At 70.8% G+C, this 20508-nt stretch carries 20 protein-coding genes and 4 pseudogenes; 6 read left to right on the top strand and 18 right to left on the bottom strand.

The genetic code is table 11. The annotated features are described in order from the left end of the window. Positions 1–131 precede the first annotated feature (131 nt). From G3I65_RS20955 to G3I65_RS20940, 4 genes are read right to left on the bottom strand one after another with little or no spacing between them, the layout of a single operon-like run. Entirely contained in the window at positions 132–1112 is a 981-nt protein-coding gene (locus G3I65_RS20955; protein ID WP_160697608.1) for an ABC transporter permease, read from the bottom strand. After that, positions 1109–2071 (bottom strand): ABC transporter permease, encoded by a 963-nt coding sequence (locus G3I65_RS20950; protein ID WP_160697607.1) that lies wholly within the window; start codon positions 2069–2071, stop codon positions 1109–1111. Before G3I65_RS20950 ends, G3I65_RS20955 begins: the two co-directional genes overlap by 4 nt. Beyond that, a complete protein-coding gene (locus G3I65_RS20945) occupies positions 2064–3620 on the bottom strand; it encodes a sugar ABC transporter ATP-binding protein (RefSeq protein ID WP_160697606.1) in 1557 nt (518 codons plus the stop codon). The genes G3I65_RS20950 and G3I65_RS20945 overlap by 8 nt, the downstream gene beginning before the upstream one ends. After that, a complete protein-coding gene (locus tag G3I65_RS20940) occupies positions 3620–4696 on the bottom strand; it encodes an ABC transporter substrate-binding protein (protein ID WP_160697605.1) in 1077 nt (358 codons plus the stop codon). The genes G3I65_RS20945 and G3I65_RS20940 overlap by 1 nt, the downstream gene beginning before the upstream one ends. A 155-nt stretch (positions 4697–4851) precedes the next feature. On the opposite strand from G3I65_RS20940, the gene G3I65_RS20935 reads away from it, so the two are divergent. Both G3I65_RS20935 and G3I65_RS20930 read left to right on the top strand, forming a co-directional pair. Continuing rightward, positions 4852–5853, top strand: a complete 1002-nt coding sequence (locus tag G3I65_RS20935; protein WP_160697604.1) for a LacI family DNA-binding transcriptional regulator — start codon at positions 4852–4854, stop codon at positions 5851–5853. A gap of 1 nt (position 5854) precedes the next feature. Then, on the top strand, positions 5855–6358 hold the full coding sequence (locus G3I65_RS20930) for a hypothetical protein (protein ID WP_160697603.1): 504 nt from the start codon (positions 5855–5857) through the stop codon (positions 6356–6358). On the opposite strand, the gene G3I65_RS20925 is transcribed toward G3I65_RS20930, so the two are convergent. From G3I65_RS20925 to G3I65_RS20910, 5 genes and pseudogenes are all read right to left on the bottom strand, one after another. Continuing rightward, complete coding sequence (locus tag G3I65_RS20925) at positions 6359–6715, bottom strand: hypothetical protein (RefSeq protein WP_160697602.1); 357 nt, start codon at positions 6713–6715, stop codon at positions 6359–6361. A 106-nt stretch (positions 6716–6821) separates the two neighbouring features. Beyond that, a complete protein-coding gene (locus tag G3I65_RS57420) occupies positions 6822–7271 on the bottom strand; it encodes an AAA family ATPase (protein WP_309235594.1) in 450 nt (149 codons plus the stop codon). A gap of 334 nt (positions 7272–7605) precedes the next feature. Further along, positions 7606–7719: pseudogene (locus tag G3I65_RS57415) on the bottom strand (AAA family ATPase); the annotation flags it as partial. Positions 7720–7836: 117 nt separating this feature from the next. After that, on the bottom strand, positions 7837–8391 hold the full coding sequence (locus G3I65_RS20915; RefSeq protein WP_086858740.1) for a snapalysin family zinc-dependent metalloprotease: 555 nt from the start codon (positions 8389–8391) through the stop codon (positions 7837–7839). A gap of 175 nt (positions 8392–8566) precedes the next feature. Beyond that, positions 8567–9058 carry a helix-turn-helix domain-containing protein gene (locus G3I65_RS20910; protein ID WP_160697601.1) on the bottom strand — a complete coding sequence of 164 codons (492 nt, stop codon included), beginning with the start codon at positions 9056–9058 and terminating at the stop codon, positions 8567–8569. Between the two features lie 100 nt (positions 9059–9158). On the opposite strand from G3I65_RS20910, the gene G3I65_RS20905 reads away from it, so the two are divergent. The 3 genes from G3I65_RS20905 (at position 9159) to G3I65_RS20895 (ending at position 10901) form a co-directional block, all read left to right on the top strand. Then, complete coding sequence (locus G3I65_RS20905) at positions 9159–9863, top strand: SDR family oxidoreductase (RefSeq protein ID WP_160697600.1); 705 nt, start codon at positions 9159–9161, stop codon at positions 9861–9863. Between the two features lie 131 nt (positions 9864–9994). After that, entirely contained in the window at positions 9995–10558 is a 564-nt protein-coding gene (locus tag G3I65_RS20900) for a TetR/AcrR family transcriptional regulator (RefSeq protein WP_160697610.1), read from the top strand. 157 nt (positions 10559–10715) lie between these two features. After that, complete coding sequence (locus G3I65_RS20895) at positions 10716–10901, top strand: hypothetical protein (RefSeq protein ID WP_160697599.1); 186 nt, start codon at positions 10716–10718, stop codon at positions 10899–10901. Positions 10902–10907: 6 nt separating this feature from the next. Here G3I65_RS20895 and G3I65_RS20890 read toward each other — a convergent pair whose 3' ends face one another. Further along, complete coding sequence (locus G3I65_RS20890; protein WP_160697598.1) at positions 10908–11693, bottom strand: siderophore-interacting protein; 786 nt, start codon at positions 11691–11693, stop codon at positions 10908–10910. Continuing rightward, positions 11690–13963, bottom strand: coding sequence for an excinuclease ABC subunit UvrA (locus G3I65_RS20885; RefSeq protein ID WP_160697597.1), 2274 nt, complete (start codon positions 13961–13963; stop codon positions 11690–11692). The genes G3I65_RS20890 and G3I65_RS20885 overlap by 4 nt, the downstream gene beginning before the upstream one ends. A 76-nt stretch (positions 13964–14039) precedes the next feature. On the opposite strand from G3I65_RS20885, the gene G3I65_RS20880 reads away from it, so the two are divergent. After that, a complete protein-coding gene (locus G3I65_RS20880; RefSeq protein ID WP_160697596.1) occupies positions 14040–14819 on the top strand; it encodes a TetR/AcrR family transcriptional regulator in 780 nt (259 codons plus the stop codon). Positions 14820–15205: 386 nt separating this feature from the next. Here G3I65_RS20880 and G3I65_RS20875 read toward each other — a convergent pair. The 7 genes and pseudogenes from G3I65_RS20875 to G3I65_RS20850 all read right to left on the bottom strand — a co-directional run. Beyond that, positions 15206–16407, bottom strand: a pseudogene (locus G3I65_RS20875) (DUF222 domain-containing protein). Between the two features lie 50 nt (positions 16408–16457). Beyond that, the gene (locus G3I65_RS20870; protein ID WP_239071338.1) at positions 16458–17189 is read right to left on the bottom strand and encodes a class I SAM-dependent methyltransferase; all 732 of its coding nucleotides are present in this window, start codon (positions 17187–17189) and stop codon (positions 16458–16460) included. A gap of 12 nt (positions 17190–17201) precedes the next feature. Next, positions 17202–17405, bottom strand: a pseudogene (locus G3I65_RS57405) (ferrous iron transport protein A); the annotation flags it as partial. Then, positions 17402–17632, bottom strand: coding sequence for a glutaredoxin domain-containing protein (locus tag G3I65_RS20865; protein WP_160697595.1), 231 nt, complete (start codon positions 17630–17632; stop codon positions 17402–17404). The pseudogene G3I65_RS57405 and the gene G3I65_RS20865, both read right to left, overlap by 4 nt. Then, entirely contained in the window at positions 17629–19737 is a 2109-nt protein-coding gene (locus G3I65_RS20860) for a phage holin family protein (protein WP_160697594.1), read from the bottom strand. Before G3I65_RS20860 ends, G3I65_RS20865 begins: the two co-directional genes overlap by 4 nt. Beyond that, complete coding sequence (locus G3I65_RS20855; RefSeq protein WP_160697593.1) at positions 19734–20315, bottom strand: VTT domain-containing protein; 582 nt, start codon at positions 20313–20315, stop codon at positions 19734–19736. Before G3I65_RS20855 ends, G3I65_RS20860 begins: the two co-directional genes overlap by 4 nt. Then, positions 20312–20508: pseudogene (locus tag G3I65_RS20850) on the bottom strand (MBL fold metallo-hydrolase); the annotation flags it as partial. The pseudogene G3I65_RS20850 and the gene G3I65_RS20855, both read right to left, overlap by 4 nt.

Here is a 20508-nt window from a genome sequence, read left to right as displayed (position 1 = left end):
GGCCGCGGCGGCGGCCGGCACGGTGCCGAGGCCGGCCACCGCGACCGCGAACGCGGCGGCCGCGGTCAGCCACCTCCGGGATTTTCGGGCAGGGTGGAACATCGTTGAGACCTCCTGTGGGGGGACGGGGCTCAGCGGGTTCGGGAACGCGCCAGCAGGCGCTGGATCACCACGACGACGAGCAGGAAGGCCCCGCTCACCACCGTCTGGTAGTTGGAGTCGAGGGTGCCGATCTGGTTGATGACGTTCTGGATCAGCGTGCGCAGCAGCACGCCGACGAGCGTGCCGATGATCGTGCCGGCGCCGCCGGTGAGCAGCGTGCCGCCGATGACGACGACGGAGATCGCGTCCAGTTCGGTGCCGACCCCGATCACCGTGACGCCGGACTGCAGGTACGCGGCGGTCAGCACGCCCGCGAACCCGGCCAGCGCGCCGCTCAGGGTGTAGAGGCTGATCTTGGTGCGGGCCACCGGCAGGCCCATCAGCAGCGCGGACTGCTCGGCGCCGCCGATGGCGAACACCGACTGGCCGAACCGGGTGCGGCGCAGCAGGAGCCCGCCGAGCGCGAACAGGATGAGCGTCAGGTACACCGGGACGCCGACGCCGAAGATCGTGCCCTGGCCGAGCCAGAGGAACGCCGAGCCGGGGTCCACCTTGTACGTCGTCGAGCCTTCGGACGTCAGCGCGAGCAGGAGCCCCCTGGCGAACAGCAGGGACGCCAGCGTCACGATGAACGGCGCCATCCCGGTGCGCGCGATGAGCAGGCCGTTGACGAACCCGATCAGCGAACACACCGCCAGCGGCAGCAGGATCGCGACGACGAGCCCGTACTGCGCGCCCCACGCGGCGAGGACGCCGCCGAGCGCGTAGTTCGAGCCGACCGACAGGTCGATGCCGCCGGAGATGATCACGAACGTCATGCCGAGCGCGATCACCGCGAGGAACGAGCCCTGCAGCACCAGGCTGCGCAGGTTGTCCGCGGTGCCGAAGTGCGGGAACGCGAACCACGCCGCGGCGATGCCGAGCACGAGGACGACGGCCGCGCCCTGGCGCTGGAGGACACCCGCGAACGCGGCGTTGCGCGCGGCGGTCTGGGTGGTGGTCGCGGTCATCGGCTGCTCCGCTCGCGCGCGACGTACACCGCGACGACGATGATGGCCGCCTGGACCATCTGCGCGGTGGAGTCCGGCAGGTTGTGCTTGATCAGGGTCGCCTGGACGAGCTGCATGAGCAGCGCGCCGAACACGGTGCCGAGCACGCGGACCCGGCCGCCGGTCAGCGGCGTGCCGCCGACGACGACCGCGGTGATCGCGGACAGCTCCATGAGCAGCCCGACGTCGCTCGGGTCGCTGGCGCCCAGCCGCGACGTCGCCAGCACGCCGGCGATCGCGGCCAGCGCCCCGGAGATCACGTAGACGCTGATGAGCACGCGCTTCACCGGCAGCCCGGCCAGGGTGCTGGCCGAGCGGTTGCCGCCGACGGCGACCAGGTGCCGCCCGAACGTCGTGCGCTGGACGACCAGCCCGGCCAGCACCGCGAGCACGCCCGCGACGATCACCATGATCGGGACGCCGAGGACGTCACCGGTGCCCAGCTCCAGGAAGTCCGGGTTGCGCACCTGGACGAGCTGGCCGTGGGCGATCACCAGCGCGAGTCCCCGCCCGCCGACGAGCAGCGCCAGGGTCGCGATGATCGGCTGGATGCCCAGGTAGGCCACCAGGTACCCGCTGAACAGCCCGGACACGATCCCGGCGATGACGGCCACGAGGATCGCCATCAGCGGGCCCGCGCCGAGGTAGAGCGGGATGAGCGCGGCGGCGATCGCCATCACCGAGCCGACCGACAGGTCGATGCCTTCGGTGCCGATCACCAGCGCCATGCCGAGCGCGACGATGCAGACCGGCGCCGCCTGGACCAGCTGGGTGCGGAAGTTGGCCGCGGACAGGAAGTTCTCGGTGAACACGACGTTGAACAGCAGCAGCACGACGACGGCCAGGTAGACGCCGTAGTTCTGCAGCCACGCGGTGACTTTCGCGCGGTCGGGACTCTTGGTGAGAGTGGCGCTAGACATCGTTGTCACCCTCGGCTGCGATCGCGGTCAGTACGTTCTCTTCGGTGATGCCGTCGCCGGTCAGCTCGCCGACGACCGAGCCGTCGCGCAGCACGACCACGCGGTCGGAGCCGTCGATCAGCTCTTCCAGCTCGGACGAGATGAGCAGCACGCCGAGCCCTTCCTGCGCGAGCTCGTCGATCAGCGCCTGGACCTCGGCCTTGGCGCCGACGTCGATACCGCGCGTCGGTTCGTCGAGCAGCAGGATCTTCGGGCCGGTGGCGAGCCAGCGGGCGAGCAGCACCTTCTGCTGGTTGCCGCCGGACAGCTCGGACACCTTCTGCTCCGGGCTCGCGGCCTTGATGCGCAGGCGGTCCATGAAGATCTTCACGACCCGGTCCTGCTTGGCCTTGCTGACCAGGCCGAACGGCGAGAGCGTCGGCAGCGCGGCGAGCACGATGTTTTCGCGCACCGACAGGTTCGGGATGATCCCGTCGGTCTTGCGGTCCTCGGCCAGCAGCGCGATCCCGGCGCGCATGGCGGCCTTGATCTTGCCCTTCTTGAGCGGCTTCCCGGCCAGCAGCACGGATCCGCCGTCGAGGGGGAACGCGCCGACGATGGCCCGCGCCGTCTCGCTGCGGCCGGAGCCGAGCAGGCCGGCGAGGCCGACGACTTCGCCGGGCCGGATGCTCACCGAGACGTCGTGCAGCTTGCGCATGCCGGACAGGTTCTCCGCCTTGAGGAGCGGCTCGCGTTCGACTTCGTGTTCCTCGCCGAACGCCGTGACACCCTCTTCGCGGATCTGCTTGATCTCGCGGCCGAGCATCTTGGAGACCAGTTCGATGCGCGGGAGGTTCTTCAGCGGTCCGCTGTGGACGACCCGGCCGTCGCGCAGCACGGTGACGCTTTCGCAGACCCGGTACAGCTCGTCCATGCGGTGGCTGACGTAGACGATCGCGATGCCCTCGGCGTGCAGGCGGTTCAGCACCTCGAAGAGCGTCTCGACCTCGCGCGGCTCGAGCGACGACGTCGGTTCGTCCATGATGACGACCTTCGCGTCCGTCGAGACCGCGCGGGCGAGCGCGACCATCTGCTGCGCGCCGACGCCCAGGGTGTGCAGCGGCCGCTTGACGTCGTCTTCGATGCCGTAGCCCTTGAGCAGCTCGCGGGCGTCGGCGTACATCTTCGACCAGTCGACCAGGCCGGCCTTCGTGCGCGGTTCGCGGCCGAGGAAGACGTTGCCCGCGATGCTCATCAGCGGGACGAGGTTGACCTCCTGGTAGATCGTGGAGATCCCGGCGCGCTGCGCGTCGATCGGGCGCTTGAACGCCACCGGCTCGCCGAGGTGGCGCACCTCGCCCTCGTCGGGCTGGTAGACGCCGGTGAGCACCTTGATCAGCGTGGACTTGCCGGCGCCGTTCTCGCCGACCAGCGCGTGCACCTCGCCCGGCCGCAGCGCGAAGCTGACGTCGTCGAGCGCGAGAGTGCCGGGGAACCGCTTGGTCACCCCGGCCACCTCGAGCACCGGTGCGGTCGTCATGGTGACGTCCTCTTCGGTGGCTGCCGTCATCAGTACGCGTTCCCGACCTTCTGGGCCGCGTTGGTCTCGTCGTACTGGTCGTCGGTGATCACGATGCTGGCGGGGATGGCCTCGCCGGCCTCGAACTTCTGCAGCGTCTGGAAGGCCAGCGGGCCGAAGCGCGGGTTCGACTCGATCACGGCGTTGTAGCTGCCGTCGGCGATCAGCTGCACGGCGTTGCGGGTGCCGTCGATCGAGACGACCTTGACGTCCTTGCCCGGCGTCTTGCCCGCGGTCTTGAGCGCGTTGACCGCGCCGACGCCCATTTCGTCGTTCTCGGCGTAGACGGCGGTGATGTCCGGGTGGCTCTGGATGAGCTGCTCCATCACGGCCTGGCCCTTGGACCGGTCGAACTCGCCGGTCTGCTCGGCGACCACGGACAGCCCGGTCGTCTTCGCCAGCTCGTCCTTGAAGCCCTGGGTGCGGTCGGTGGTCACGTTGTTGCCCGAAGAGCCGAGCAGGATCGCGACCTTGCCGGTGCCGCCCGTCGCCTTGACCATGGCCTGCGCCGCGCGCTTGCCCTGCTCGACGAAGTTCGAGCCGATGAAGGTCAGGTAGTCGGTGCAGGGCTGCGAAGTCACCTTGCGGTCGATGGTGACGACCGGGACCTTCTTGGCCTTCGCCGCGTCGAGGGCGGGCTGGAGGCCGTCGGAGTTCAGCGGCGCGACGACGAGCAGCTGCGCGCCCCGGTCGAGCATCGACTTGATGTCGCTGATCTGCTTGTTGAGGTCGCTCTGGGCGTTGGTGACGAGCAGCTTGTCGCTCGCGATGCCGAGCTTGGCGGCTTCGTCCTTGATGGACTGCGTCTCCGCGATCCGGAAGGGGTTGGCTTCCTTTTCGGACTGGGAGAAACCGACCACGGCGGTCTTGAGGTCGACCTTGGCGTACCCGGTCTTCTCGAGCGTGCAGCCGTCCGCGCTGGGTGCGACGGACTGGGCGCTGGCGGCGGGTCCGCCGCCGCTGGAGGGAGCGGCCGGGGTCTCTTCCCTGCTGGTGCAGGAGGTGAGCGCGAGCGCGGCGGCGGCCGCGGTGGCGGCGACCAGAAGGGGACGGGGGGAGAGCGGCACGGTGACTCCTCGGGCAGCGTCGGTGGTGGCCCGCTCACCGGGGTGATCGGAGTCACCGCGGGAGCCTTGAGGTACTTTTTACATCGTTGGAACAACGTTGTAAACCGGCAAATTATCGCTATGCTTCGTGCTCACCACCTGAGAAGGAGCCGCCCGTGACCGTGACGCTCAAGGACGTCGCCACGCTCGCCGGAGTGTCGGTGAAGACGGTGTCGAACGTCGTGAACGGCTACGCCTTCGTCAAGCCGGAGAACCGGCGGCGGGTGGAGGAAGCGCTGGCGGCCACCGGGTACCGGCCCAACGTCGGGGCGCGGAACCTGCGCCGCGGCCGCACGGGGTTCCTGGCGCTGATGGTGCCGGAACTGTCCATCCCGTACTTCGGCGAGCTGGCCGGCCTGGTCATCACGGCCGCCCAGAAGCGCGGCTGGAGCGTCCTGATCGAACAGACGCAGGGCACGCGGTCCCGGGAGCGCGAGACGCTGTCGTCGCTCGGCCCGCACCTGGTCGACGGGGCACTGGTGCACCCGGAAGCCCTGGAGGCGGCGGATTTCCCGTCCCCGGGCGAGATCCCGCTGGTGATGCTGGGCGAGCACGCGGTGGACGTGCCGATCGACCACGTGGCGATCGACAACGTCCTGGCGGCGCAGACGGCGGTGTCGCACCTGGCGTCCTTGGGGCGGACGCGGATCGCGGCCATCGGCCGGAATCCCGCTCGTGGGACGTCTTCGCAGCGGTTGGCGGGGTACCGGGCCGGTCTGGTCGCGGCCGGATTGTCCTATTCGGACTCGCTGGTGGCGCCGGCGGAGAAGTGGCACCGGTCGGTGGGCGCGGCGGCGATGCGGTCGTTGCTGGGGTCGGCGTCGCCGCCGGACGCGGTGTTCTGCTTCAACGACCTGCTGGCGATCGGTGCGATGCGAGCGGTGGCGGAACTGGGGCTGCGGGTGCCGGAGGACGTGGCCATCGTGGGCTTCGACAACAACGAGGAGAGCGCCTTTTCGCTGCCTTCGCTGACGACGATCGCCCCGGACAAGGCGGCGCTGGCGGAGGCGGCGATCGACCTGGTGCACCGGCGGATCACGGGGGACAAGGCGTTGCCGGCGCAGGACATCCAGACGCCGTTCGCCTTGGAGGTGCGGGAAAGCACGCGCGGCCGGTGACGTGGGAACTGCTCAGCCGATCGCGGCGTGGTGCTGCACGCCCAGCTGGGGGTTCGGCGACCGGCGGTTCCCGATGATGCTGTTCGACCCGACGCGGATCGTGCAGGTCGCCGAGGATGAGCCGTACTACGACACGAACGTGGTCGTGGTGCCGGAGGTGACGCGGGAGGCGGCGGACGAGGAGATCGCCCGGCTGGCGGCGGAGGGCCGGTTCGACTGGCTGCTTTCACCGGCGCCGGTGGGAGCGGGCGCTTGGTCGGTGTCGGGTGGTGAGCTGGCCTTCGGGGAACGGCGGTTCGCGTTGCGGGTCTACTCGCCGGAGGAGCTGGCGGTCGCTCTCGGGTGGGCGGATCTGGAGGCCACCCGTTGGTTCGGGAATCGCCCCCGGCCTACGCGGTTCTACGCGGAGAACCTGCTGGTGCTGCCGTCTTCGGATGCGGAGTCGGTGGGGGATGCGGTCGCGCGGCTGGCCGCGGACGGGTCTTTGGCCTGGCTGCTGGAGTGATCAGCAGGGTGCGACGGCGCCGGTCTCTCCGGCCGCGCACCAGCCGGGGTGGGTGGCGAGCCACGCGTCCCGTTCGCGGAGGACTTGGTCTTGGGTGAGTCCCCGGGCGGCGTTGAGGCAGCTGCCGGTTTGACAGTCCTCGGCTTTGGGACGGGTGGCCGGGGCTTTGCGCGCCGGCGCGGTGGTGGTCTCGGTGACGGTGACGGTGACGGTGGTGGTCGCTGTCTCGGTGAGGGTCACGGGTGCCGCGGTGACGGTGACCGGCACCGGTGCCGGCTGCGCGGCGGGCGTCGTGGCGCAGGAGCCGACCAGGACGGCGGCGGCCAGGAGTCCGGTCGCGAGGGCGGGAAACCGCATGTTCGGCAGCTTTCGGGCGCGGGGATTCGTGCCCCTCCACGATCGGGTCCGGCGCATCGGGGGAGTAGGGCCGTTGGGCCTGCCATCGGTGCGGAGCCGTGCCGGGTCAGCGGGTCGGCCAGTGCCAGGACGGGCGGTCCAACCTTCCCTGCCCCACCAGTTTCGTCTCCCCGTACTCCTTCTTCAGCTCCACCATCCCCACCTCTGCCACCTCGGACAGCGCCCGGATCAGCAGGCTCGCGTGCGAAACCACCACCACCTGCGTCTCCTTCGCCGCCGTGGCGATCAAGACCGCCAGGGCCGGGAGGAGGTCCGGGTGCAGGCTCGTCTCCGGCTCGTTCAGCACCAGCAGCTCCGGGGGCCGCGGGGTCAGCAGGGCGGCCACCCACAGGAGGTAGCGCAGCGTTCCGTCCGACAGCTCCGCCGCCGAGAGCGGGCGCAGCAAGCCGTGCTGGTGGAAGCGGACTGACAGCGATCCGTCGGTGGATGCCACCGAGAGGCGTGAGCCGGGGAAGGCCGCGTCCACCAGGGATTCCAGTTCCGCGGCGCGGCCCACTTCGATGATCGCGGTCGGCGAGCAGCGAAGCCGGTCGCAGGACCGGGCCGGACCAGACCGCTTCGCGTTTGAACTCCGGGTCCAGGTTGAACGCCGTCTTGGCCGGGACCGGCAGGCCGAGGTCGAGGGCGTAGCCGAACTCGTCGCCCGCGAAGCCCAGACGGAGGCCGACCGCTTTCGAGCGGACCGTGCCCTGGACCGGGGTACGGCCTTCGCGCACCGCGCGGCCGATCGTTTCCGGGCCGGCCCACAACGTCGACGGCAGACCGCCTTCGCGGGCCAACGCCGCCACCGCGCCGTTGCGGGACGCGTCCGCCAGCAGGCGCAACGCGCGGTAGAGGCTCGACTTGCCGCTGCCGTTCGGGCCGGTGACCACGGTCAGGCCGGACAGCGGCAGCACGAGATCGCGCAGCGAGCGGTAGTTCGCGACGGCCAGCGTGGTCAGCATGCCTCGAACCTAACCGCCACCCCCGACAAAACGCGGGGGCGGCGAAGAAGGCTTCGACGCACGAAGGCCGCACCGGGCGTTCCCGGTGCGGCCTCCCCCGACGACGTCAGACGCGGGTCACTTGACCGGCATCGTCACTTCGTAGACGCGGGTCGGCGCCTTGCGCGCGCCGGCGAACCCGTTGGCCCACAGGGATTCCACCTGCGAGGACTCTTCGGCGTTCGGGTTGGCGTTGGTGCAGGACGGGCCTGGGCCACCGCCCGACATCAGCTCCGAGCACGGGCCCTCGTAGTGGTCCGGCAGGCCGAGCGCGTGCCCGGTCTCGTGGGCCGCGATGCGGGTCTGGTTGTACTGCTCGGCCTGGGTGTAGTCGATGAAGATCGTGCCGCTGCCGTGGCCGTCGGTCTGGGCGTACGAGCCGCGCGGGTCGTTGCCCTCCGTGTAGTGCAGCGTGGCGCCCGAGGAGCTCTCCTCGAGCTTGACGTTCGACACCGCCGCGTTCCAGTTCGCCGCGCCCGCGTTGATCACGTCGCGGAAGGTGGGGGCGTCCGAGGTGTCGTAGTAGACGACCGTGGCCGCTTCCGGGGCGGCGAAGGCCGGGCCGGCCGTCAGCGGGGTCGCGATCATCGCCAGTGCGACGGCGGCACCGGGCAGCAGGTACTTCCTGGACATCGGAACGACTCCTTGCCGTGGGTAATTTGCCGGGTTTGCGCGCGCTGGGTGTCGAACTTACGGAATCGTCCGGCTCTTGTGACCCGACTTTCGTACTGCGCTGCGAACGGTGAATTACCAACCATGGCGGAGTCTTGACATGCGTGATCGCGCATACGATGATGCGCCGTTCGGCTCAGCCGACCGGGTCGGCCAGCGGGATCTCGCCCTGGCTGAGCCAGGAGCCGCGCCACGCCAGATCGTCCCTGACCAGGGTTTTCCCGCAGTTGTCGCATTTCTCGCCTGGCCGCGTGAGCTGCCCGCAGGCGGCGTGGACCAGTTGCATCGGGCCGTACGCGTTTTCGGTCGAAGTGTGCGCGTCACCCCATGCGCCGAGGGCGTGCAGCACCGGCAGCGCGTCCGAGCCGGCCGGCGTCAGGCGGTACTCGTGGCGGGTGCGGCCGCCGTCGCGGTAGGGGAGCTTCGTCAGCAGCCCGCGCTCGACGAGCTTGGCCAGGCGGGTCGTCAGCACGTTGTCGGCGATGCCGAGCTGACCGCGGAAGTCCTCGAACCGGGTGGTGCCGGCGGTCGCGTTGCGCAGGATCAGCAACGTCCACGGCTCGCCGAGGATGTCGGCGGCGCGGGCGATCGGGCAGGAGTTGTCCTCCCACGTGGTGCGGCGGCTCATGTGTGCTCCCTCCTACCTGGCTTGCTCGGAGCAAGTCTACGCCGTACAGTCGGCCACAGCTAGCTTGCAACGAGCAAGCCAGGTGCGAGAGGAGTTCGTCATGGACATCAAGGGTGCGGTCGCGCTGGTCACCGGGGCCAACCGCGGACTCGGCCGCAAGTTCGCCGAAGCGCTGCTGGAGCGGGGCGCGGCGAAGGTGTACGCGGCCGCCCGGAACCCGGAGTCGGTCGACCTGCCGGGTGTGGTGCCGCTGCGCCTCGACGTGACCGATCCGGCGTCGATCCGGGAAGCGGCCGCGATCGCGGGGGACGTCACGCTGCTGGTGAACAACGCCGGCTCGTCGACCGGGTCGACGCTGCTCGGCGGGAAGCTGGAGGACATCCGGCTCGAGATGGACACGCACTACTTCGGCACGCTGGCCGTGACGCGCGAGTTCGCGCCGATCCTCGAGCGCAACGGCGGCGGCGCGGTCCTCAACGTCCTGTCGGTGCTGTCGTGGTTCACCGCGCCGCAGGTCGCGGCCTACTCCGCGGCGAAGTCGGCGGCCTGGTCGCTGACCAACGCGCTGCGCCTGGAGCTCGCGCCGCAGCAGACGCAGGTGACCGCGCTGCACGTCGGCTACATGGACACCGACATGGCCAAGCACGTCGAGGGCCCGAAGGTCGACCCCGCGCTGGTGGCCGGGCTCGCCCTCGACGGCGTCGAAGCGGGCCGGTTCGAGGTGCTCGCCGACGACGTCACCCGGAACGTGCGCGCCGGGCTGTCCGGCGAGCTGCCCGGGCTGTACCCCGCGCTGGTTTCCTGACCATTCGGAATGCGGTTTCCGGCACCCCGGAATACCGGCCGGGTTCACCCGGGCGTATGAATGTGCGGGTGCCGGAGAACGCCGCGGCCGGAATCGGCCGAACGAGGAACCGCTGGGGCGAAGGCGAACGGCTGCGCGGGGAAATCCTGGAAGCGGCGGGCCGGCTCCTCGCCGAGCTCGGCGGCGAGGACGGGTTGACGATCCGCGGTGTGGCGCGGGCCGTCGGCATCGCCCCGGCGAGTATCTACCAGCATTTCTCCGATCGTGCGGAATTGGTGCGCGGGCTCCTCGACCACGAATACGCGCGGCTGGCCGAATCGATGCGCGTCGCCGAGGAGTCGCTAGGGGAAACCGACGTCGTCGGCCGCATCCGCGCACAGATTCACGCCTACTGCGCCTTCGCGATGCGGAATCCGGGGCACTACCGCCTGATGCTCGCGAACGGCGCGTCCGAACTGGAGGCGGGAGCGCGCCCGAAAGGCCCGCTCCTGGACGTGATCGACCGGCTGACGGCGGGCTTCGAGCGCTGCGTCGAGGCGGGCCACGAGCTGCGGGTCACGCCGGGTCGCGCGGCGGCGGTGGTGTTCGTCGGGGCGCACGGGCGGGTCGCGTTGTTCCACAGCGCGTTGAACCGGACCGGGGCCGAGCTGGTGGAGCCGTTCGTGGACGAACTCGTGTCGCTGGTGTTCGCCTGATCGGCGGGGTGGCAGGGTTGTGCCGCGTTTCCGATGACCGGGCGGTGTCCCTTCGACCCGCCCGCCGAGCTGGGCGAGCTGCCACCGGTTTCGCGAGGTCATCCGCGCGGGCGAAGGCATCATCGCGGCGGGCGACGTCGCGAACCGCGACGAAGCCGTGTTCGAGCACGCCGACCGCCTCGACGTGACGGGCGAAGCCCGCCACCACGTGGCCTTCGGCTACGGCGGGCACCAGTGCCTCGGCCGGACGCCGGCGCGAGTCGAGCTGCAGGTGGTGTACGGGATGGCGTTCAAGGACGACATGCTCGTTTACGGCGTGCACAGCCTGCCGGTCACGTCGTGACGCGGCTCAGCCGAGCTTTTCCCGCGCGTCGGCCAGGTCTTCCGGGGTCGGGGCGTCGTCCTGGGTCAGCTTGCGCCGCCAGTAGCCGGTGAACTCGATGGCGCTCTTGGCCAGGCCCCGCTCGACGAGGTGCCGGCGCAGGGCGCGGACGGTCGACGCCTCGCCGCCCAGCCAGGCCGCCGAGCTTTCCGGCAAGGCCGTCTCGCGCACCGCTTCCAGCAGGCGGCTGCCGTGCTCGGCGCCGTCCCGGTGCACCCACCGGACGTTCGGCAGCTCCTGTTCCTCGCCCGCGTCCGCCACTTCGACGAACGCCAGCACGTTGTCCACTTCGGACAGCAGGGTGGCGATCGCGGGCAGCGCCGTCTCGTCCCCGGCGAGCAGCACCGTGTCCGCCGCTGGGACCGGACGGCGGTAGGCCGCGTCCGGGCCGTAGCGGCCGAGGACCTGGCCCGGTGCCGCGGACCGGGCCCAGGCCGTGGCCGGGCCCGCCTCGCCGGGGTGCAGCACGAAGTCGACGTCGATCGTGTCGCCGTCGCGGCCGCGCACGGTGTAGCTGCGCATCAGCGGGCGCTCGTTCTCGGGGATCGCGAGGTACGCCTGGTACCAGCGCATGAGGTCGCCGTCGGCCGCGGGCAGCCGCACCGGGCGGCCCGGCGGCGGGAACAGGAGCTTGAGCTGCTGGTCCGGCCACGGCTCCAGCTCGTCGAGGCCGTCGCCGGTGAAGGTGACGCGGGCGGTGCGCGGGGTCACGCGCCGCACCGCGGTCACTTCGAGCAGTCCGGTCGGGTTCACGGCTTCCCCAGGTATTCGCGCAGGTGGCGGGCCGTGAGTGTGGCGGCGTTCTCGACCAGCGCGGCCGGCGTCCCTTCGAACACCACGCGTCCGCCGTCGTGCCCGGCGCCCGGGCCGAGGTCGATCAGCCAGTCGGCGTGGGCCATCACGGCCTGGTGGTGCTCGATCACGATCACCGTGTTGCCCGCGTCGACGATCCGGTCCAGCAGCGCCAGCAGCTGGTCGACGTCGGCGAGGTGCAGGCCGGTGGTCGGCTCGTCGAGGATGTAGGTCGAGCCCTTCTCCGCCATCCGGATCGCCAGCTTGAGCCGCTGCCGTTCGCCGCCGGAGAGCGTGGTCAGCGGCTGGCCGAGCGTCAGGTAGCCGAGGCCGACGTCGGCGAGCCGGTCGAGCACCGTCCGCGCGGTGCCACCGGCGAAGAACTCGCGCGCTTCGGCGACGGACATCCCGAAGACCTCGCTGATGTTCTTGCCCCGCAGCTCGTAAGTCAGGACCTTCGGCGTGAACCGGCGGCCCTCGCACTCCTCGCAGACCGACGCGACGCCGGCCATCATCGCCAGGTCCGTGTAGATCACGCCGAGGCCCTTGCACTTCGGGCAGGCGCCTTCGGAGTTGGCGCTGAAGAGGCTCGCCTTGACGCCGTTGGCCTTGGCGAAGGCGGCGCGGATCGGGTCGAGCAGGCCGGTGTAGGTGGCCGGGTTGGACCGGCGCGACCCGCGGATGGCGGACTGGTCGACCACGACGACGCCGTCGCGGTGCGCCAGCGAGCCGTGGATCAGCGAGCTCTTGCCGGACCCGGCCACGCCGGTCACGACGGTCAGCACCCCGAGCGGGACGGCCACGCTGACGTCACGCAGGTTGTGCAGCTTCGCGCCGCTGATCTTCAGGTGGCCTGCCGGTTCGCGGACGTGCTCCCGCAGCGTGACGCGGTGGTCGAGGTGGCGCCCGGTGAGCGTGCCGGACGCGCGCAAGCCGTCGAGGTCACCGGCGTAGCAGAGCCGCCCGCCGTCGGTGCCCGCGCCGGGCCCGAGGTCGACGACGTGGTCGGCGATCCCGATCGTTTCGGGTTTGTGCTCGACGACCAGAATGGTGTTTCCCTTGTCCCGCAGGCAGAGCAGGAGGTTGTTCATCCGCTCGATGTCGTGCGGGTGCAGCCCGACGGTCGGCTCGTCGAAGACGTACGTGACGTCGGTGAGGCTGGAACCGAGGTGCCGCACCATCTTCACGCGCTGCGCCTCGCCGCCGGAGAGCGTCGCGGACTCGCGGTCGAGCGAGAGGTAGCCGAGGCCGATCTCGACGAGCGAGTCGAGGGTGTCGCGCAGGTTGCCCAGCAGCGGGCGGATCGACGGCGCGTCGAGGGACCGGACGAAGTCGGCGAGGTCGCTGATCTGCAGTGCGGCGCAGTCGGCGATGTTCTTGCCGTCGATCTTCGCCGACAGCGCGGCCTGGTTCAGCCGCGCGCCGCCGCACTCGCCGCAGGTCTTGAAGGTGGCGGCCTTCTCGATGAACGCGCGCAGCTTCGGCTGCAGCGACTCGACGTCCTTGTGCAGGTAGAGCCGCCGGACCTTCACCGCAAGGCCCTCGTAGGTGACGTTGGTCTTGCCGACCTTCACCTTGCAGGAGTCCTTGTGTAGCAGGGCGTCGAGCTGCTCCGGCGTGAAGTCGCGGATCTTGGCGTCGGGGTCGTAGAAGCCGGAGGAGAGGTAGGTCTGCACGTACCACGTGTCCGGCGTGAAGCCCGGCACCTGGATCGCGCCTTCGTGGAGGGAGAGGTCGAAGTCGAGCAGGGCGTCGACGTCGAGGTCGGACACGCGGCCGAGGCCTTCGCAGGTCGGGCACATGCCTTCGGGCAGGTTGAAGCTGAAGGCGCCGGACGTGCCGACGTACGGCTCGCCGAGCCGGGAGAAGGCGATCCGCAGCATCGCGTAGGCGTCGGTCGCGGTGCCGACGGTGGAGCGCGAGTTGGCGCCCATCCGCTCCTGGTCGACGACGATGGCCGCGCTGAGGTTCTCCAGCAGGTCGACGTCCGGGCGCGACAGGCTCGGCATGAACGACTGGAGGAACGCGCTGTAGGTCTCGTTGATCAGCCGCTGGGACTCGGCCGCGATGGTGCCGAAGACCAGGGACGACTTGCCGGAGCCGGACACGCCGGTGAACACCGTGAGCCGGCGCTTCGGGATGTCCAGGTCGATGCCGGTCAGGTTGTTCTCCCGGGCCCCCCGGACCTCGATCACGTCGTGGGTGTCGGCGGCCCGCCTGGGTGAAGTCATACCGTCCTTCTTGATACTTTAGGCTGTAAAGTGATTCTTCAGGCTACATTACTTTAGGGTGTAAGGAGTCGGCAAGGTGGTCGTCTTCGCGGGTCAGGGCGACGCCCGCCGGTCCATGGAACTGCTGTGGGGGCCGAAGGTGGGCGCCCCGCGCACCGGCCCGGGCCCCAAACCGGGCCTGTCCGTCGAGGCGATCGTGTCGGCGGCGATCGAGATAGCGGACGCCGAGGGCATGCCGGCGCTGTCGATGCGTTCGGTCGGCGAGCGCCTCGGCCGGACGGCGATGGCGTTGTACACGTACGTGCCGGGGAAGACCGAGCTGGTCGATTTGATGTATGACCGGGCGTTGGCTGAGCTGCCTTCGTCGTATTCGTCGTCTTCCGGGTGGCGTTCCGCTGCTTTGGCGCTGGCGGATGCGTTGTGGGATCTGCACTTGCGGCATCCGTGGCTGTTGCAGGTGTCACCGGCGCGGCCGGTGCTGGGGCCGGGGGAGTTCCACGTGCAGGAGACGTTGTTGTCTGTGTTGTCGGCGACCGGTTTGCCGCTGTCGCGGGTTCGGTGGGTGGTGTCGGCGCTGTTCAACATCGTGCGGGGCTCGGTTCAGGCTGCGGCGGAGTCCCGGCAGGCTGCGGCTGAGACGGGGCAGTCTGAGGAGGATTGGTGGTACGCGCGGTCGGCGTTGCTGGGTGAGCTGGTGCCGGATCTGGCGGGGCGGTTTCCGACGGTGGCTCGGTTGGGGCAGGAGCCGGTGGACGCGGAGGAGCCTTATTTGGAGCGGGAGGCGCGGTTGTCGTTCGAGGCCGGGATGGAGTTGCTGCTGGACGGGGTGGAGGCGGCGATCGTCCGGGCTGGGTGACTGGTCGTTGTACGTGTCCTCGGCTGGCGAGCCGCGCGGGGCTCGGCGGCGACGCTGCGGTACCCGGCCGAGGTTGAGGGGCCGGCTTTCGCGGAACTATGTGGTGTCGCGGCTCTATTGTTCGGCGGCCGAGTCCGATGGGGCGGCGGTAGCGGGGGCGGATCAGTGTTGCTTGGTCCAGGATCTGGCCGGCTGGGTGTATCCCGTGGGGAGATGGCTCCCCGATCATCAGGGGGCGGCGGTGCTGCTGCCGATGCCAGGGACCTCGGTGAGAGGTGACGAGGATCGGAACTGGCTGGGCGGGCGTGGTTGCCGAAGTAGTCGTAGCCGCGGATTGCGGACGTGGGTGTAGGCCCGTAGCCGGTGGCTGCGGGCCTGTCCCGTGTTCAGGCTGCGAATGGCAGGGGCTGATGGATGTTGTTGCGCCTGGGTTTTCGGTGTTTGTCCAGGAACCGTGGCGGCAGGAACTCCGGGTGGCCGTCAGTAGCGATGCGGACTTGCCAGCCCGAGCGGTGCAGGAGCCGGTGGTGGTGACCGCACAACAGAACCAGGTTCGCCAGGTCGGTGAGACCGCCGTCGGCCCAGTGCCGGATGTGGTGGCCCTGGCAGTGGCGGGGTGGGCGGTGGCAGCCGGGGAAGGCGCAGCCGCGGTCGCGGAGGAACAGGGCGCGGCGTAGGCCGGGGCTGATCAGGCGGCGGGCGCGGCCCAAGTCCATAGGCTCGCTGGCGGAACCCAGGACGGCGGGGATCAGCTTGCAGTCGCAGGCGTGCAGGCGGGCTTCGGCAGCTGTGATGACGCCGGTGTCGCCGAGGGTGGCCGTGCCGCGTCCGGATTTCAGATCCGCCAGGGAGACCGCGACCATCACGTGGACGCGTTCCCCGGCTTGGGCGGGGAGGTCGGGGGAGTTCAACGCGAGGTCGACCGCGTCGGAGAAGGCGTCGCCGTAGCGTTCCTGTGGGGAGCGGAGGTCGTCGGTGCCGCGGCGTTCCGCGAGCGCGTCGAGGAGGGCGCTGGCGCGGGTGCCGGTCTCATCGTCGAACCGGCCGGTGAGTTCCCAGCTCCCGGTGCGTCTTCGGCGCAACGACAACTCGCGCGCGCGGGGGTGGCGGGTTCGGTGTCCTCGGGTGCGGGGCCGTCGGGGTCGAGGTGGGCCAGGATCCGGGCACCCAGGGCAGCCACCTGCTTGTGACCGGCGTCGGCGGCGAAGGCGAGCAGGTCGGCCTCGGCGGTGTCGCGGTGAGGGGCGGGGATCCGGGAGACAGCGTCGATGATGGTGTCGATCATCGGGGTACTCAAGGAACCGGTGAGAGCGGCGGCGCCGGTGGCCGGAGCAACAGCGGGGGTGGCGTCGAGAGTGTGGGCGGGGTGCAGGGCTTGGGCGCGGGCGATGGTGCGTCTGGCAGCGGCGTACGGGACGTCGGCCAGGTGCTCGTAGAGGCGCGCGGTGGTGCGGTATCCGAAGAGTTCCTGAACCCCGCGGGATTCGATTTCCACCAGCAGCGCACCGATTTCCGCCTCGGCGGACCGCACCACGGTGAGCAGCGAAACGATGCGGTCGGCCAAGGCCTCCGCGTCCGCTTGCCACACCGTTTCTCTGTCCACACCCCAAGATTACCGGGCGTAGGAACACATGTTCATCACTCGATCAGGTGGGCTTCGATCAAGAACCTCGTCGTGTGGGCGACGAACGGTCCGTCGCGCTCGATCAGCTCGTGCAGTTCGCGCAGCTTCGGGAGGTACTGCTCCACCGTGAAGCCCGGCACCATCCAAATCACCTTGCGCAGGAAGTAAACCACCGCACCGATGTCGAAGAACTCCGTGCGCAGGGACTCCGAACGCAGGTCGACCACCTCGAAGCCTGCCGCCGACGCCGCCTCGACCGCGTGGGACGGGTCGCGGGTTTCGCGGGCCGAAAGTGGTTGCGGGCCAAGGAAGAACTCCACCAGCTCGAACACGCTCGCCGGGCCGACCTGCTGCGAAAAGAACGTCCCGCCGGGGCGTAGGACGCGGGCGATCTCCGGCCACGGGGTCGTCACCGGGTGGCGGCTGGAGACCAGGTCGAACACGTCGTCGGCGAACGGGAGGTCCGATGTGGACACCACGGTGACGCCGCGCGGACGCAGGCGGGCCGATGCGCGGGCAATGTTCGGGGGCCAGGACTCCGTCGCCACCATCAGGGGTGGCAGTGAGGGGCAGCCGTTCAGGACTTCGCCGCCGCCGGTTTCCAGGTCCAGGGCCGATTCGACCTGTGCCAGGCGCTCGCCGAGCAGGCGCTGGTAGCCCCAGGACGGGCGGGCCTCCGTGGCTCGGCCGTCGAGCCAGGAGAAGTCCCAGCCGTCGATCGGGGCCGCGTCGGCTTCGGCTACCAGGGTCTCGAAGCGCGAGCGGCGAACCGGGGGCGGGGGAACGGGTTTGGCCAGGGTGACCGCGGCGAACGGCACCACGACCGGGCCTCGGCGGGTGTCCACCGTGCACGTCGATGCGTCGCGGGCCACCAGGTCGCCGAGTGCGTCGGTGAAGCCGCCCTCGATGCGGTAGCGGACCACGACGCGGGTGCCCAGTGGCAGGTCGCGGAGCAGCTTCACAGGCGCGCGCTCAGCTCGTCGTCGGACGGCTCGACCAGGAAAGTTCCGTCGTCCCAGACGATCGTGGGGATGCGGCGGGCGCCGCCCTGCAGGTCGCGGACCCGGGCTTCCGCGGCCGCGTCGGCCTCGACGTCCACGTAGGAATACTCGATGCCGCGGCCGTCGAGCAGGGCGCGGCTGCGCTTGACGTCCGGGCACCAGGATGCGCCGTACACCGTCAGACTCATGAAACGACCTCCGAAACTGCTGGGGAAACCGGTGCGGGGTGGCCCAGGTCCGTGAGCCAGCCGCGGAACACCCGGTGCAGGGCCTCGGCCCCGACGACCTCACCGGGAAAACCGAACTCTCGCGGGTGCACGACGAAGCCGCGCTGCTGCGGACCGCCGAGGCCGCCGTGCGAGCCCACGTGGGTCTCGAACGGGGAGGCCTGGTCCGAGTCCGGGTCGTAGCGGCTGTTGATCATGACGTCCGCGCAGTGCGGGAACGTGTCGACGCGGCGGATCAGGTCCGCCGCGTGCGGGCCGTACGGGAGCAGCGGGTCCTCGCCGATCACGACGCCCGTCGCGAGGCGGTGCAGGCCGTCGCGGCCGAGCACCACCGGGCCGAACTCGCGGCTGCGGACCAGCAGGAATCCGACGCCGGGGTGGTCCACCAAGGACGGCAGCAGGTCGGGGAACTCGCGCTCGATCGTCTCCAGTTCGACGCGGCCTTCGTGCTCGGTGAACGACACCATCGCGAGGTGCCCGGACACCACCGCGACCACGCCTGGCGCGACCCGGGTGACCGCGCCGGGGGAGCCGGACGCCGTGCGCGGGCGGTCTTCGGCGCACTCCGCGTCCTCCACGCGGGCGCGCAGCCGGCGTGCGATCAGGCCGCCGCTCTTCGTCGCCTCCGCCAGCGCGGCGTTGATCTGCCAGCTTTCCGCCTGGCGCCGTTTGCCGGCCAGCGCGGACGGCGAACCGCCACACAGGCGGCCGACGTACGCCTCGATCGTCTCGCCGAACCGCCGGGAGAACGCCTGGCCCTGCGTCTGCCCGTGGTCCGACAGCGCCACGACGTGGTAGCGGCGCGGCGCGAGCCGCGAAGCCCGATGCAGCCGCGCGATCTGCTGGTCGATCGAACGCAGCACCGACAGCGTGTCGAAGCGCTCGATGCCGGAGTGGTGCGCGACCTCGTCGTAGCCGAGGAAGTCCGCGTACACGACCGGGCGGCCGGCGAGCATGTCGCCGAGGATCGCCGACACGACGACGTCGCGCGCGATCACCGTCGTGCCCGGGCGAGCCAGTGGGTACCAGCCGCCGCGCGGGACCCGCGGCACGACCCCGGCGCGGCGCTGGCGCACCGCCGCGTTGATCTCGCGGAAGACGTCGGTCAGCGCGACGGCGAACGTGCGCAACGCGTTGACCGGGTTCGCGAAGTAGGCGTAGTAGCCCGCGCCGAGCCGGTCGCGGTGGCGGCGCAGCAGCTTCTTCGGGACCAGCACCGGGATCGAGCTCATGGTGAGGCTGACGTGGTCCGCGTCGCCGGAGAAGAGGTTGCCGCGGCTCGCGCCGTCGCCGGAGAGCAGGCCGCGGCCGTCGGAATGCCGCCGCTCGATCTCGGCCGCGTCGGTCGGGTGCGCGCACGCCATCACGTGGTCGCGGTCCTTTTCGTACCAGCGGAAGCCGAGGATGTCGTGGTTGGAGCCGTGCAGGATGCCGCAGACGCTCGCGCCGGTCTGCGAGCTCCAGTCGGTGTGCCACCGCGCCAGCGAATGGCTGTCCTCGGCGAGCCACGCGGCGAACGTCGGCATGTCGCCGTCGCGGATCGCGCGGCGGACGGTGTCGTAGCCGAGGCCGTCGATCTGCAGGAAGACCACGCCCGGCGGCTGGTCGGCGGCGACGTCGGCGGGGGTGTGGCGACGGCGGCGCCGGGCGGCGCGGCGGAAGAAGATCTCGTCCTCGTCGATCGCGAGCAGGCTGGAGATGAGCGCGCCGACGGCGGCCATGCCGAGGGTGACGAGCACGGCGCTGCGGAAGTCGGCCACCTCGACGCCGGGCACCGTGCGGAACACCGCCAGCGTGCCCGCGCCGAGCAGCAGGAACCCGAAGAGCCCGAAGGTGAAGAAGGCCAGCGGGTAGGCGATCCGCATCACGAGCGGCCAGACCACGCCGGCGAGCAGCCCGAGCAGCAGCGCGCACACCGTCGGCTGCCACCAGTGCGGCATCCGGAAGCCCGGCAGGAGGACGTCGAGCAGGCGAAGCGCGCCGGTCACCGCGGCCCAGACCAGCAGGATCCGGGCGACGGCGCGGCCGCCGCGCAGCAGCCTGCCCTTCGGCGCGGTCGTCGTCACACTCGCTCCTTGGTCTTGCGCCGCCACCGGCTGATCAGGTTCAGGGCCACGGTGACCAGCAGGACCAGCACCGTGGCGAGCAGTGTCGCGACGAGGGGTGAGTCGAAGATGCCGCCGGAGAGGATGCCGAGCAAGGCGTACGCGGTCGCCCAGAGCACGCACGCGACGAGCGCGGCGGGCAGCAGGCGCCGCCACGGGTAGCTCAGCGCGGCCGCCGCGAGCAGCACCGGGATGCGCCCGGCCGGGACGAGCCTGCCGATCACGACGAGCTGCCAGCCGCGGCGGGTGAACTGGTCGCGGGCCTTCTCGAGCCGTTCGGCGGGCTGGCGGCGGCTGATCCAGCGGAACGCGGCTTCGCTGCCCAGGCGCGGGATCCCGAACGTGACGACGTCGCCGAGGTACGCGCCGAGCACGGACAGGAGGATCACCAGCGGGAGCGAGAGGTGGTCGGTCGTGGTGGCGACGGCGGCCGCGGCGCCGACCACGGCCCCGGTGGGCACGATCGGGATGATCGAGCCGAGCAGGACGCCGCCGAACACCGCCGGGTAGCCGATGGCGGCCGGGTCGGTCCAGTTCACGCGCGGTCCTCACGGGCCGGGAGCGCGACTTCGGCGCCGGGCTCGGTGAACAGGACGTCGGTGGCGATGCCGTGCTTGCGGACTTTGGCGGCGAACACCCGCGGCGGGTCGGCGAGCAGCCGGCGCATCCGGGCGGTCCGCCGCAGCCCCGGCACGGCGAGGGTGCCCCAGTGCACGGGCACCGCGGCGCGGG

The organism is Amycolatopsis sp. SID8362 (genome assembly GCF_010550475.1).
Lineage (GTDB): Bacteria > Actinomycetota > Actinomycetes > Mycobacteriales > Pseudonocardiaceae > Amycolatopsis > Amycolatopsis eburnea.
The sequence above is the reverse complement of the archived record's forward strand: the minus strand, read 5'-3'. Positions and strand labels throughout refer to the sequence as shown.